This is a genomic window from Peribacillus sp. NPDC056705, from assembly GCF_043656335.1.
The window spans coordinates 134,611-148,304 of the sequence record NZ_JBHTYI010000007.1 but is presented as its reverse complement, the minus strand read 5'-3'; the positions used below and the strand labels follow the sequence as shown (position 1 = coordinate 148,304).

Sequence of the window (13,694 nt, the reverse complement as noted above, 5' to 3'; positions counted from 1 at the left end):
TCTATCATAATTACAAATTGTCTTACTACTTTTTTACAACCAATAAGCAATCAGCTTTCCGACTGCTTCTCGGCTTTGTTTTTTTGGCGCATATATTCCTGATGATCGTATGATATAGAAAACCCTATAAAAAGTCCGTATATAATAAAAATGCAGACACTTGTTATAACCGTATTTACTGACATTTTAGAAAAGGTTGGCAAATCGACGAACATCGGTTTTAGGACAAATACCAGCAAAGCCCAGCAAACCACTCCTAAAATAATACCCGTAAAAGTACTCTTCATCCTTTTAAAAAGACTATAGTATAAAAAAGCGATCCCCACGGATAGAATCCCGAATAAAATTATGGTCATTACCGTACCGAGCCACTGATTGATCCAGGTCATGTTGGACCATGAAGTTAGTATGAATTTTGGGCTGAAATCCATAAAATTAAAATAATGGGCACAGATACCGATAAAACTGGCTAAAGCCCCCCCAACAAAACCGACAGCAAGTACATTGTAGATTAACATGCTTTGATATCCCTGTTGAATTTGTCCATTTTCATTAGAAGACATATCAATCACCTCCGCTACGTAGTATGCCCTTTGTTAATTAGAACTATTTTTTTTTGTTCTTAGGAAGGAGAATCACTAGAGGTTTTGTGATTTATTCTGTATGATTAAATCATAAATAATCTACTTTTTTCAGAGGAAAATACCCATCCTCTGTGGAAGTTTATAATGTACACAGGATACTACCTTCCTGTGATTTAACATTCATAAAGTAATCGCAGGGTTAAAGCTTCCATTCAATTTTATTGGAACGCCTTTAAACCCTTGTGATGCTTGATAATAAACATGTTAGCACCCTTGAGAGAGCTACGTGAATAACTATTAGGTTGGTGTAGAAATGTCTGAGGTTCAAAAACCCGTTTATGGAGGGCAGGCTGTAGTGGAAGGCGTCATGTTCGGTGGCAAACATCACACAGTCACTGCGGTACGCCGCAAAGATTCAACGATTGTATATTATCATCTTCCGCGTGAATCGAAACCTGTTGTCAACCGCTTAAAAAAAATACCGTTTCTACGCGGTATCGTATCACTGATTCAGTCAAGTGCCACCGGCTCGAAACATCTAAACTTTTCAACTGAACAGTATGAAGAAGAAGACGGGGAAAAGCAGGAAGAAAAGAAAAAAGAAACGAAGGAATCTTCTAAAATAAGTGTTTGGCTGGGAGTTGCCGTAATCGGTGTTCTTTCCTTCCTATTCGGGAAGTTGCTTTTCACTTTGATTCCAGTCTTTCTTGCCGAATTGACAAGACCCATATTCAGCGGCCATATGGCCCAGGTTTTAATGGAAAGCTTGTTCAAGTTGATATTATTGCTGGTATACATTTACGTAGTATCCATGACGCCTTTGATCAAGCGTGTCTTTCAGTATCACGGGGCAGAGCATAAGGTGATCAATTGCTTTGAAAGCGGAAAAGAATTGACCGTAGCAAATGTGCAGGCAAGTTCACGCCTTCATTATCGCTGCGGCAGCAGCTTCATTCTATTTACAGTCATTGTAGGAATGTTCGTCTATATGCTCGTTCCGACCGATCCATTATGGCTCCGTGTCGTGGATCGAGTATTGCTAATCCCCGTCGTGCTTGGCATAGCCTTCGAGGTACTGCAGTTGACCAACAAAGTACGGGATATTCCCTTTCTTCGTTACCTTGGCTATCCCGGCCTTTGGCTTCAGTTATTGACAACCAAAGCCCCTACCGATGATCAAGTCGAAGTCGCATTAGCATCCTTTCAAGAACTGTTAAGGATGGAAAAAGAAACAGAAAAAAGTTTAGAATCCGATGTCATTGTGTAAAACATCTATACACATTTTGAATATGGAAAATCATATACTAACTATGGGGATGCTCTTTACTTTTTTTCAAATATTTTACATTAATGATGTTTAAAATAAGCTCAAAATGCTTATGATGCTCTTAAGGAGGTGTCTTTGTTGAAACGTTTCATATCTTTCATGATATACGGAATCATCGCCCTCGGAGTCCTCGGACTAATGAGCCGACTATTTAATGACCCGATTGGCTTTTTTAGAAACATTCTCATAATAGCCATTGTCGCAGGGATTATTTATATGATTTATACCGGATTAACAAAGGGAAAACCAGTTAAGAAAGAGCAGCAAGCATTCCGAAAGGCTGCCCGCCAATCGAAAAAAAGGCTAAAAAACCGAACTTCGAAAAAAGATAATGTGGCTAGCTTCTCTGCAGCAAAATCATCAAAGAAAATAAAATGGAGAAAGAAAACGGATAGTCACTTAACCGTCATCGAAGGGAAAAAGAATAAAAAGAAAAATCGGGCTTCTTTTTAAGAGCCCGATTTTTTATTTACAATCAATAAGTCCATTTTTTAAGGAATTCTCTCGTGCACTGCCTGCCCAGATTCATCAATTCCCCCTTCTTTTCATCATTCAGATTGAAATCCATTGCAGAAATTTCCTTCATCGGGATAAATACAATATTATGGACGTGTTTCTTGGAAATATATCGTGCATCATGGGCATCTTTCATCGTTTTAAATAATGCGGAGAACAATTCAACCGCATTATCGACCTCATGCGGTTTCCATATCTCATCGACACTTAGCCGCAAACCGATGACTGGCCTTTCCTTTCTTACATGATCGGAATTGAATAGCCACATTGGAAAATTGCTTAACACACCTCCATCTACAAAAAGGAACTTGCGTTTTCCGACATCAATTTTGACTGGCTCAAAAAAATAAGGAATGCTACAACTCATTCTTACTGCCTTTGCCACTGGAAAAGTGCTCGGATCAATGCCATAGTTCGGTAAATCATCAGGCAGTACCACCAATTTCCCATTTGTAATGTCAGAGCTTATGATTCTGAGGGATTTCGGTCGAATATCCTTAAAGGTGACTACATTCCTTTCGGCAAGTTTACCGGCGACCCATGTCTCCAGTGCGTTGCCTTTATAAAGGCCAAGTTTCCAGTATAGAAGGACCCATTTGGCAAACGGGATAGGCAAAATACCACGCCTTTTGTCCAGCAGGGCGCTTAAATCTATATCAAGAAAAAGCTTTTCCATTTCTTCACCTGTGTACCCAGCTGCTACGAAAGCTGCTATTATGGATCCTGCACTTGTACCGGCTGTTCGATGGAATATAAATCCCCGTTCTTCTAATTCCTGCAGGGCTCCCACTAAACCATAGCCTTTAATCCCGCCTCCGGAAAAAACGCCGTCAATAATCATAGCTGCCCTCCCCTAATCCGGTCTTTACATTTCTAAGCAGGATTAGAGCGATTTATGACAGTTTTTAATAGAAAATTGCCTTGATTCAGGTAAAATACTGAATTTCCGCTTTAGGGAAGAATTCCGCGATATACGCACGAATGGTCGTTTCCAGTTCTGCGGCTTCTTCTTTTTGATAAACATATTTACCAATTCCATATCGGCCCCATTTATATTTACGCTTTGTTTCGTCCAGTTCCAATTTTGTTTTCGGGTAGTTTTTTTGAATCACTTTTTTTGCTGGGCCAGTAAACCGATGCTGAATTAATTCGAAGGTCAAGTCAGGGATATCCACCCCATTCAAAGCCTCACTCAACCGTTCGAATAATTCATGGTAGCCCTCCTTCCATGCTTCATGACGATATATTGGAGCTACGATAAAACCGAGGGGATATCCTGCCCCTGCCACTTTACGTGCCGCTTCCATCCTTTCTTCGAAGCTCGAAGTTCCGGGCTCGAAATTCTTTATCACATAACGTGAATTTATACTGAAGCGAAATCTTGTTTTTCCATTATGTTCAGCATCCAACAGATGGTCGACATGATGAAATTTAGTTACGAATCTTAGAACCCCATATTCACTTTTCCCAAAATATTCTATGGCCCTTTTTAACGAATGTGTCAAATGGTCAATTCCGACGATGTCCGATGTACAGGCTGCCTCAAAACGGGTAATTTCGGGCTTTCTCTCATTTATATATTTTTCGGCTGCTTCGAAAATCTCTTCAAGATTCACATATGTCCTAATATATGGTTTTGATCCGAGTGTCGTCTGTAAATAACAATAGTGACAATGCCCCATACACCCTGTAGCAAGAGGTATGGCATATTCAGCAGATGGCTTTGAGGAATCGAATTTCAATGTTTTTCTGATTCCTACCACAAGCGTCGATTTGGCGACACGATATTTTTGCAGATCATTTTCTCCAGGTAGATCCCTAATTTGGTTATGCGATGTGGTCTCACGGATTTCAATGTTCAAATCTTCAAATTTCTTTTTTAATTCCCGGCCAAGCGGGTATTCCAGTGCCCTTGGCTCAATATATACTAACTGTGGCATAAATGGTTTCATTTCGATCTCCATTCTTTTATCGATTTGTTCATATTTTCAATCGAACTACACAATCTAATTCATAAGGATAGTTTTTCTTTATTCTGTTAGCCTCATGATTGTTTATACTTGGAAATTTAAAATGAAGGAGATGCGATATGGTTAATAAACGAGACTTCTTGACAAATGGAACGGGGAAACAAGCGATCACCGTCCAAACAGATAATAAATATCCAAATCCAAGGAATATACCTGGAGACTCGGTCGATGAATTTTCGGTATTGAAAGATGGCAACCAATATCTAGCTGAAAAGGAAATAGGGCAGCAAAATGAAAATGGTTGATTGAACGCAAAAAGAAGACCGAATTTACGAGGATTCGGTCTTCTTTTGCTATGTAACTGAACAGGCTGTTACTTGAAAAAGCCGTTAAGATAGCTTTGCAGCATACTTAACGACTTCCCTTTCATCAGCTTATAGCCCGCATTTCAATTGCGCTCCGCAATTCGTGCAAGTATTGCATCCGCCCATTTCCTGGACTTCACCTTTACGGCAGACCGGGCAAGTGTTACCCACTTCCGATCCAATTGTAACATTCGTCGAACGCAGTTCATTTATCGTATCGACCAAAACAACTTTCTTCTTAACTTCCACATCTGTCAATTCATCCATTTCAAGCTGCTCGTCCATTTGGTTTTCTTCCGCTTTGAGCGTAAGGACCTGACTGTCACGGCTTCCGTCCACATATACAGTACCGCCTTTTGCTCCGCCTTTATATAGACGTTCATATACTTTTTCAACTTGTTCGACCGTATATCCTTTTGGCGCATTGACTGTCTTACTGATCGAACTGTCAATCCAGCGCTGAATGATGCATTGAACATCAGCATGCGCTTCCGGTGCCAATTCCATAGCGGAAATGAACCATTTTGGAAGCTCTTCTGTATCGGCTTCCGGATGACGTTCCAAGTATTCCTGTACAATGTCAGCCTTCACCTCTATGAATTTACCCAGACGGCCGCTGCGGAAATACGTGAAAGAGAAATATGGTTCAAGACCTGTTGATACCCCAACCATCGTTCCTGTGCTTCCTGTAGGGGCCACTGTCAATAAATGAGAGTTACGGATGCCATGTGCAGCAACACTTTCCCTGATATCTTCCGGCATTTTTTCCATAAACCCAGTTTGGGTGAAACGTGTTCTAAGCTCATTGGTTTCTTCGTCCGTTGACCCGATCAGGAACGGGAAACTGCCTTTTTCTTGAGCAAGTTCCACGGAAGCCCTGTAAGCAGTAGTCGCAATCGTTTCAAACACCTTGTCAACCAGGATATTTCCTTCTTCAGAACCATATTCCGTTTCACAGTAAATCAACAGGTCATGCAGACCCATTACACCAAGTCCAACCCGTCGCTCGCCCAGTGCCTGTTTTTTGTTTTCATCCAAGAAATAAGGAGTTGCATCAATGACATTGTCCTGCATACGCACACCGACTTCGACGGTTTGCTTAAGTTTCTCGAAATTAACCGTTTTGCTATCTTTATCAGCCATTTCAGCCAAATTGACTGCCGCAAGGTTACATACTGAATACGGGGCCAATGGCTGTTCGCCACAAGGGTTCGTGGCAACGACCTGCTGACCGTATGCTTTGGCATTCGTCATTTCATTAGCATTATCGATAAAGAAAATTCCTGGTTCAGCAGAATATGTCGCACAAATGTTTATTAAGTTCCAAAGCTCTTTAGCTTGGATTTTACGGTAAACACGGACTTTATGACCCATTTTTTCCCATTCACGAACATCACCGACATTATGCCATTCTTCATTGTAAATGGCCATTTCTTCGGCATTATAGCTCTCTACATCAGGAAAACGCAATTCGTATTCCGCATCTTGTTCCGCAGCTTCCATAAATTCCTTAGTCAGGCAAATAGAGATATTGGCTCCAGTCAGAAAATCCGAATTATGGACACTGTACGTTCCACCTGTACGGATCTTTTCTTCTGCATCCCTAATGATTTTCTCACTGAACCCACCTTGGCCAGGAATCTCCTTATAATTGATGATCCCTTGATACATAGCCGTTTCCTGTTCCGTATGCGGCGTGAATTTCAATTTATCCGTCGCATATTTCTTGATGGCTTCATCTTTAGTGTTTTCGACTAGGTAACGCAGAATCCTTGGATTTTGCATTTTGGAAATGATGAACTCCGCAATATCAGGATGCCAATCAGCAAGCATGATCATTTGCGCGCCGCGTCTGCTGCCGCCCTGTTCAACAAGATGCGTCAGTTTCGCAATATCGTCAAGCCATGATACTGAACCCGAGGATTTTCCATTCACCCCTTTTGCCAGAGTGTTTCTTGGACGCAGTGTCGATCCGTTCGTACCCACTCCGCCGCCGCGGCTCATGATCTCCATCACTTGTTTCCTATGTTCTGAGATCCCTTCACGTGAATCCGGTACGAATGGCATTACATAGCAGTTGAAATAAGTAACGTCCGTATTGGAACCTGCACCGTATAATACTCGTCCTGCCGGGACAAAATTAAGGTTCTTTAATTCTTCATAGAATTTATTGAACCATTCCGTTCTTTTTTCTTCCGTGGTTTCCACTGATGCCAAGCCCGTTGCATTACGTTTCGCAATTTGTTCATAGTATATTTCAAGCGGCTTTTCGATTATATCCAACGGACGGTTAACAATTCCTGTCTCCACTTCTTCCGGATTATCCAATACGCCACGGAATTCTTCATCTACCAATACCTTGGCTTTTTTGGTTTCCCAATCAATTTCAACGATGTAACCGAGACCCCTTGCCGGGAATTTCGGATCTTCCTTAATCGTCAACACGACGAAATCGCCTGCCGAGAGTGTGATTTTTTCAGTATCCTTAAAAGAATAGCGGTCAAGCATGACTAGACGGGACACTCCCTTATGCGCCATTTTCATATCAGCAGTTACAGGGTGAACCTGGGGAAATAAAGAAATATCCTTATTCAACCTTTCTAGATCAACCTTTAAAGCTTCTTTTATTACAACCGACATAATTCCCTCTCCTTTATATGTTTCAAGATCCGTTCTTGCTGCCGCAAAAATCCTTATGTAGCCTTACATGTCCGTTTCGCTTAACAAGTACCCTAAATTTATCATAGCGAAACTCAAAAATCAATATATAGTGTCGCATTAAATATTTCAACTACTATATATTGTGTTTGTTTTGAATGACTTTTAATTTTGTCAAACGATAAATCAATTAATATAGTTAGCAAAAGGGAGGAAAATGTCGATTTACGATAATTTTTCATCAGATTTCAATTAATTTGGACCTTGCTTTTTCCCCATCCCTTTTAGGGCTTATCCCTGCAAGGGATACCTTATTTGGTCAAAAAATCTGAAAAAACTTTTTTCTTTTATCACTCTTATTATCCCACTTCTTCTATCTCATGAAATTCCATTCATCGCTTTCATATTTACTTTCTGCAATGGCATTCACTTCCTGCAATTGCTTTTCGGTTAGGACGTATGGCTCTAAATCGATCGAAAGTCCTTCGGCAAAACCTTTTTCAAAAGCTTCTTTCGCTTCAGGGATGGTAACCTTTCTTCCAGCAATATCATTTATGGCCACAGCTTTATTTTTTAAGTTTTTTTGCATTCTCTCTTTAACCCTGTCATTTGAGAATTTAAATACGCTAAAAAGCTTATCATCATCAAGATCAAGCAAAATGGACCCATGCTGAAGGATGACGCCTTTTTGCCTGGTTTGAGCGCTGCCAGCGACCTTCCTGCCCTCGACGACCAGTTCATACCAGCTTGGAGCATCAAAACAGACGGAAGACCTGGGCGATTTTAAAGCCTCTTTTTCCTGATTGGTTCGAGGCACGGCAAAATAAGCATCCAATCCCAGATTCCTGAACCCCATTAATATTCCTTCAGAAATGACACGATATGCTTCAGTAACGGTAGTTGGCATTCCCGGATAGGATTCTGGAACGATTACGCTATAAGTCAATTCATGCTCGTGCAGTACCGCTCGTCCTCCTGTTGGCCTGCGAACAAAACCAAGGCCCTGCCTTTTGACCTCTTCCAAATCAATTTCCGCTTCAGCCTTTTGAAAATAACCAATCGACAATGTTGCTGGATCCCAGCCGTAAAAGCGTATGATTGGCGGAATTTCACCTTTGCTTTGCCAGTTTAACAGTGCTTCGTCCAAAGCCATATTAAAACCCGGTGAACAATACCCCGAATCTATAAAACCCCATTTTTCTTTAGTCATCCTTACCCCTCGTTTCAATAGACTGTTTTTCAATCCCCCACAAAAAACTCACATGTAGTAGTTTAACAGACTTTAACACTCTAAAAAAGAACGTGCTATCAAGTCGATGAAGAATTTGATGAAAATTCTTTTTGATTATTGGGTAAAGCAATTATATAATAAGGATTGTCTGTATTCGTTAAGGTAGAAGGGAGTTTTTATGTTTGGAAATATTATATACACTGCTCATCATCTTGGGAGTGGTTATTGCGTATTCACTTTTTAATTGGTACCGCCAGCGTAAAATCGTTAAAACATTAACACAGGACGAATTTATCGCTAACTACAGAAAAGTGCAGCTAATCGATGTGCGGGAACCGAATGATTTCGATAATGGTCATATCTTAGGCGCAAGAAACATCCCTATGACTCAAATGAAAACCCGCTTGGTCGAAATTAGGCCGGACAAGCCTGTATATTTGTACGCTCAGAGCGAAATCATCAGCGGAAGAGCTGCAGCCATGCTATACAAAAAGGGCTACAGGGAACTTTTTCACCTAAAGGGCGGTTTCAAGATGTGGACCGGGAAAATCAAAGCAAAGAAATAAGACCCATATCCGCATGGGCTCTTTTAAATTAAAAAGACTTCTTGTGCATCATACGGGCTTTAGGGAATGAAAGTTAACTGTTGAACTTTAATGAACTCTTACATAAACATGAAAAAATCCCCGCCGGCAGGGCAGGGATTTTTTTTCGTGCAAGCTATCAGTCTATGCTTGATAACGCAGAACAGGTTTTCTTGCAGCAAGAGTTTCGTCAAGCCGCTTTATAACGGTTGTATGCGGAGCTTCCTGAACGATTTCCGGGGTTTCTTCCGCTTCCTTGGCAATCTGGATCATCGCATCGATGAACGCATCCAGCGTTTCTTTCGACTCGGTTTCAGTCGGTTCTATCATCATTCCTTCTTCTACGTTCAACGGGAAGTAAATGGTCGGAGGATGATAACCGAAATCCAGCAATCTTTTGGCTATATCGAGAGTCCTTACCCCTAATTTCTTTTGACGGCGTCCGCTTAATACGAATTCATGCTTACAATGACGATTATATGGTAAGTCAAAAAATGGTTCCAACCTACGCATCATATAATTGGCATTGATGACCGCATTCTCGGTGACGGCTTTAAGACCATCAGGCCCCATTGACCGAATATACGTATATGCCCTCACGTTTATCCCGAAATTACCATAATAAGGTTTTACCCTGCCGATGGATTGCGGACGATCATAATCAAGAACGAATTGCTCACCTTGTTTGACCACAAGCGGTTTAGGCAAGTAAGGAATCAAGTCCGACTTCACCCCTACAGGACCAGAACCCGGGCCGCCGCCGCCATGCGGGCCTGTGAATGTTTTATGGAGATTTAAGTGAACCACATCAAAGCCCATATCACCCGGTCGTGCTTTTGATAGAACTGCATTCAGGTTGGCTCCATCATAATAAAGCTTCCCACCTGCGTCATGGACAAGTTGGGCCATTTCCAAAATATTTTCTTCAAACAATCCCAATGTATTGGGGTTCGTCAGCATCAAGGCCGCGGTATCCGGTCCGACAACACGCTTTAAATCCTCAAGGTCGACTAACCCATTTTCATCCGACTTCACTGTAATCGTTTCAAGCCCGGCAACAGTTGCAGAGGCAGGATTCGTACCGTGTGCAGAATCAGGTACAATCACTTTAGTCCGTTCTGTATCGCCATTCGCTTCGTGAAAAGCGCGAATCATCATCAATCCAGTCCATTCACCGTGAGCACCTGCTGCAGGCTGTAATGTCACTTGGTCCATCCCGGTGATTTCCGTTAAGTGTTCCTGCAAATCAAATAATAGTCCCAATGCTCCCTGAACAGTAGCCGGATCCTGATATGGATGGATATGGGCAAAACCGTTGAAGCGCGCCACATTTTCATTTATTTTCGGATTATATTTCATCGTGCATGAACCCAGCGGATAAAAACCCGAATCCACCCCATGATTCCGCTTGGAAAGTGCTGTATAATGACGCATGATATCAAGTTCGGACACCTCAGGAAGTTCTGCCTCTTCTTCACGGATGTAGTCGGCAGGAAGGATTTCTTCGAGCGAAATAGTTGCAACATCCATTTCTGGCAGACTGTATCCGATTCGGCCGGAAGTACTGATTTCAAAAATGAGTGATTGATCTTGATTATTCATGTTGATCCCCCAATTCCTGCGCAAGTGCATCAATTTCTTCTTTAGTTCTAAGTTCAGTTACCGCGACCAGCATATGATCTTTCAGCTCAGGATAAACCGTCCCTAAATCGAAGCCGCCGATCATCCCTTTTTCAAAAAGGTTTTTATTGATTTCTGAAAACGAAGCAGGCAGTTTAATGACAAATTCATTAAATGAAGGACCGTCGAATATCACTTCCACCCCTTTTGCCATAATTGTTTTTTTCGCATAATGCGCTTTTTGAATATTTTGCACAGCCATTTCTTTGACACCCTTTTTCCCAAGCGCGGTCATTGCGACAGAAGCTGCCAAGGCATTCAAAGCTTGATTGGAACAAATGTTGGATGTGGCTTTGTCACGGCGGATGTGCTGTTCACGAGCTTGAAGGGTCAGTACAAACCCCCTTTTACCATTTTCATCCACCGTTTGACCGACGAGTCGGCCCGGAACTTTCCGAACAAGTTTATTAGTAACGGCAAAATAGCCACAATGAGGTCCCCCAAATGCCGCTGGAATGCCGAATGGCTGGGCATCCCCCGTTACGATATCTGCACCGAGTGCTCCAGGGGATGTCAAAGCTCCCAATGCAAGCGGGTTACTGGAAACGATAAACATGGACTTGACACCATGAATGATTTCCTCCATTTCTTTCAATGGCTCGATGCGGCCAAAAAAGTTCGGATATTGCACGATCACTCCTGCAATGTCATCATTCGCCAATTCCCTTAAAGCAGCTAAATCCGTCACACCGTCTTTATAAGGAATTTCGACCACTTCCACCCGTTGCCCTTTCGCATATGTCTTCACAACTTCCCTTGATTCAGGATGAACGGTTCCTGAAATGAGAATCTTCTTGCGCCGCGTCTGGCCTGAAGCAAGCATGGCTGCTTCGGCTAGCGCCGTCCCGCCATCATACATGGAGGAGTTAGCTACATCCATTCCCGTCAATTCGCATATCATCGTTTGATATTCGAAGATCGCCTGAAGCTCACCCTGTGAAATTTCTGGCTGATACGGTGTATAAGCCGTATAAAACTCAGAACGGGATAAAACATGATCGACGATGACCGGTGCGTAATGATCATAGACACCCGCACCAAGGAAGGAAGCATAGTTTTTAAGGTCCGCATTCTTGGCAGCTAGCCTTGATAATTCTTTCATTAATGCAGGTTCCGATTTAGCAGGCTTAATATAGTATTCTCCTTGAAAACGAACGCTTTCAGGGATATCATTGAAAAGTTCTTGAGCAGAAGATACCCCTATCACTTCCAGCATTTCTTGTTTATCTTGCTCTGTCATGGGTAAATAACGATGTTTCATCTAATGACCATTCCCCTCTATTTACGTGGTTTTTTATAAAAAGGTGTTTGTATGATAACGGCTTTCAAACGCTTGGAACGGATTTCCACTTCGACTTCCGCATCCAGTACCGAAAATTCCTTATCGATAATTACCAATCCCACGTTTTTCTTCAATGTGGGTGATTGGGTACCGGTCGTGACCTCACCAATGACTTTATCACCGCTGTAGATCTTATACCCATGACGCGGAATGCCACGGTCAATCATTTCAATTCCCACAAGCTTGCGGGGAGCTCCATTCTCCTTTTGCTCAGCAAGAACGGCTTTCCCGAAAAAATCCACTTCCTTATCCACTTTCACTGCAAAACCAATACCGGCTTCTATCGGGGTGATGTCCGCTGAAAGCTCCTGCCCATACAGCGGCAGCTTCGCTTCAAAACGCAGGGTATCACGAGCACCTAAACCAATCGGCTGAACCCCCTCTTCCTTTCCGGCTTCCATAATCGCCTTCCAAAGGGCAGGACCATTTTCACTGTCACTATATATCTCAAAACCATCTTCACCAGTGTATCCAGTACGGGATACCAACGTGGAGATACCGTTAATCAGGACATTTTCCTTGAACTTGAAAAATCCAATTTCACTTAAGTCAGTATTTCCCGATAGTTTTTGTAATATCTTTTCTGCAGATGGTCCTTGAAGTGCCAGCTGTGTATAGTCACTCGATACATTCGTAATTTGGACATCTTCCGTTAAATTAGCTTGAAGCCAATTGAAATCTTTTTCTGTATTCGCTGCATTGACCACAAGCAGATAGTCGTCCTCTGCCCTTTTATACACGATAAGATCATCAACCGTGCCTCCGTTTTCATAACACATGGCGGTATATTGGGCACCGCCCTGCTGCAGCTTTGATATATCATTAGTCAGCATCTTCTGTAAAAAGGAAAGGCTTCCAGGACCCTTAACATCGACTTCCCCCATATGGGAAACATCGAATAACCCCGCTTTTGTACGTACGGCTTCATGTTCGTCCTTAATACCCGAAAATTGGACAGGAAGTTCCCAGCCGCCAAAATCGATCGTTTTACCTCCGTATTCACGATAAACCTCAAATAGTGGTGTTCTTTTTAAATTGGTCAAAAAATGACCCCCTTCAGATTTTTTTAAAAAATTGATTGGCTTCATTATCAAAAGCTTCTTGTCATTTCGCATCAGGTATATCCTGATTCATGATGTGAAAAAAGCACAAAAAAGGACAGAGAAAGCCCATTTGAGCTTTTTCTCTGTCCTGAAACCTGAAAGTTTACCTATGTAATAGGTTTTCCCCTTTGGTGGCCGTCCCAAAACGGGCGGCGCTCTCCAGAGTTGCGTCCAATAAGAGTTCTTTTGCCTGAGAGATTCACTGCTAAGTTTGCTCCTTCGGCGCTACATCCGTAGTCTCTCCCCTTATCTTCACCCGCATATGAATGTTTCGCCAATGAAAGGAAGCGAAATAGCCCCAAGCATCGGTAAAACCTTTGAGCATCATGGAATG

General features: G+C 42.1%; 12 protein-coding genes and 2 riboswitches. Of the genes, 4 read left to right on the top strand and 8 right to left on the bottom strand.

Annotated features, from left to right (window positions below):
- Window positions 1-50: 50 nt before the first annotated feature.
- Window positions 51-563, bottom strand: coding sequence for a YqhR family membrane protein (locus tag ACFRAK_RS11940; protein ID WP_387597892.1), 513 nt, complete (start codon window positions 561-563; stop codon window positions 51-53).
- A gap of 334 nt (window positions 564-897) precedes the next feature.
- Between ACFRAK_RS11940 and ACFRAK_RS11935 the strand changes: the two genes are divergently transcribed.
- Window positions 898-1,851, top strand: coding sequence for a DUF1385 domain-containing protein (locus tag ACFRAK_RS11935; RefSeq protein ID WP_387597895.1), 954 nt, complete (start codon window positions 898-900; stop codon window positions 1,849-1,851).
- Between the two features lie 138 nt (window positions 1,852-1,989).
- Entirely contained in the window at window positions 1,990-2,364 is a 375-nt protein-coding gene (locus ACFRAK_RS11930; protein ID WP_081395494.1) for an SA1362 family protein, read from the top strand.
- A 22-nt stretch (window positions 2,365-2,386) separates the two neighbouring features.
- On the opposite strand, the gene ACFRAK_RS11925 is transcribed toward ACFRAK_RS11930, so the two are convergent.
- Window positions 2,387-3,268, bottom strand: coding sequence for a patatin-like phospholipase family protein (locus ACFRAK_RS11925; protein ID WP_387707858.1), 882 nt, complete (start codon window positions 3,266-3,268; stop codon window positions 2,387-2,389).
- Window positions 3,269-3,353: 85 nt separating this feature from the next.
- Window positions 3,354-4,379 (bottom strand): spore photoproduct lyase, encoded by a 1,026-nt coding sequence (gene splB / locus ACFRAK_RS11920; RefSeq protein WP_387597902.1) that lies wholly within the window; start codon window positions 4,377-4,379, stop codon window positions 3,354-3,356.
- Between the two features lie 137 nt (window positions 4,380-4,516).
- Here splB and ACFRAK_RS11915 point away from each other — a divergent pair, with 137 nt between their 5' ends.
- Window positions 4,517-4,702 carry a hypothetical protein gene (locus ACFRAK_RS11915; RefSeq protein WP_192205479.1) on the top strand — a complete coding sequence of 62 codons (186 nt, stop codon included), beginning with the start codon at window positions 4,517-4,519 and terminating at the stop codon, window positions 4,700-4,702.
- 129 nt (window positions 4,703-4,831) lie between these two features.
- On the opposite strand, the gene ACFRAK_RS11910 is transcribed toward ACFRAK_RS11915, so the two are convergent.
- Window positions 4,832-7,402 (bottom strand): vitamin B12-dependent ribonucleotide reductase, encoded by a 2,571-nt coding sequence (locus tag ACFRAK_RS11910; RefSeq protein ID WP_394571775.1) that lies wholly within the window; start codon window positions 7,400-7,402, stop codon window positions 4,832-4,834.
- Between the two features lie 391 nt (window positions 7,403-7,793).
- Window positions 7,794-8,630 carry a lipoate--protein ligase family protein gene (locus ACFRAK_RS11905; RefSeq protein WP_387597909.1) on the bottom strand — a complete coding sequence of 279 codons (837 nt, stop codon included), beginning with the start codon at window positions 8,628-8,630 and terminating at the stop codon, window positions 7,794-7,796.
- Window positions 8,631-8,833: 203 nt separating this feature from the next.
- Between ACFRAK_RS11905 and ACFRAK_RS11900 the strand changes: the two genes are divergently transcribed.
- A complete protein-coding gene (locus ACFRAK_RS11900) occupies window positions 8,834-9,217 on the top strand; it encodes a rhodanese-like domain-containing protein (RefSeq protein ID WP_076365383.1) in 384 nt (127 codons plus the stop codon).
- Between the two features lie 162 nt (window positions 9,218-9,379).
- On the opposite strand, the gene gcvPB is transcribed toward ACFRAK_RS11900, so the two are convergent.
- Genes gcvPB through gcvT form a run of 3 tightly spaced genes read right to left on the bottom strand, consistent with a single transcriptional unit; the run spans window position 9,380 to window position 13,300 of the window.
- Window positions 9,380-10,837, bottom strand: a complete 1,458-nt coding sequence (gene gcvPB / locus ACFRAK_RS11895; protein ID WP_260284680.1) for an aminomethyl-transferring glycine dehydrogenase subunit GcvPB — start codon at window positions 10,835-10,837, stop codon at window positions 9,380-9,382.
- The gene (gcvPA, locus tag ACFRAK_RS11890) at window positions 10,830-12,176 is read right to left on the bottom strand and encodes an aminomethyl-transferring glycine dehydrogenase subunit GcvPA (RefSeq protein ID WP_394571774.1); all 1,347 of its coding nucleotides are present in this window, start codon (window positions 12,174-12,176) and stop codon (window positions 10,830-10,832) included. The genes gcvPB and gcvPA overlap by 8 nt, the downstream gene beginning before the upstream one ends.
- A gap of 17 nt (window positions 12,177-12,193) precedes the next feature.
- Window positions 12,194-13,300: a glycine cleavage system aminomethyltransferase GcvT gene (gcvT, locus tag ACFRAK_RS11885; RefSeq protein WP_394571773.1), complete on the bottom strand. Its 1,107-nt coding sequence runs from the start codon at window positions 13,298-13,300 to the stop codon at window positions 12,194-12,196.
- Window positions 13,301-13,441: 141 nt separating this feature from the next.
- Window positions 13,442-13,525: riboswitch (glycine riboswitch) on the bottom strand.
- Window positions 13,526-13,528: 3 nt separating this feature from the next.
- A riboswitch (glycine riboswitch) is annotated at window positions 13,529-13,616 on the bottom strand.
- Window positions 13,617-13,694 lie beyond the last annotated feature (78 nt).

Excerpts from the sequence above, each read along its gene's own strand:
- ACFRAK_RS11940 (WP_387597892.1), bottom strand. The coding sequence starts at position 563 with ATGTCTTCTAATGAAAATGGACAAATTCAACAGGGATATCAAAGCATG.
- ACFRAK_RS11935 (WP_387597895.1), top strand. The coding sequence starts at position 898 with ATGTCTGAGGTTCAAAAACCCGTTTATGGAGGGCAGGCTGTAGTGGAA.
- ACFRAK_RS11925 (WP_387707858.1), bottom strand. The coding sequence starts at position 3,268 with ATGATTATTGACGGCGTTTTTTCCGGAGGCGGGATTAAAGGCTATGGT.
- splB (WP_387597902.1), bottom strand. The coding sequence starts at position 4,379 with ATGAAACCATTTATGCCACAGTTAGTATATATTGAGCCAAGGGCACTG.
- ACFRAK_RS11915 (WP_192205479.1), top strand. The coding sequence starts at position 4,517 with ATGGTTAATAAACGAGACTTCTTGACAAATGGAACGGGGAAACAAGCG.
- ACFRAK_RS11910 (WP_394571775.1), bottom strand. The coding sequence starts at position 7,402 with ATGTCGGTTGTAATAAAAGAAGCTTTAAAGGTTGATCTAGAAAGGTTG.
- ACFRAK_RS11905 (WP_387597909.1), bottom strand. The coding sequence starts at position 8,630 with ATGACTAAAGAAAAATGGGGTTTTATAGATTCGGGGTATTGTTCACCG.
- gcvPB (WP_260284680.1), bottom strand. The coding sequence starts at position 10,837 with ATGAATAATCAAGATCAATCACTCATTTTTGAAATCAGTACTTCCGGC.
- gcvPA (WP_394571774.1), bottom strand. The coding sequence starts at position 12,176 with ATGAAACATCGTTATTTACCCATGACAGAGCAAGATAAACAAGAAATG.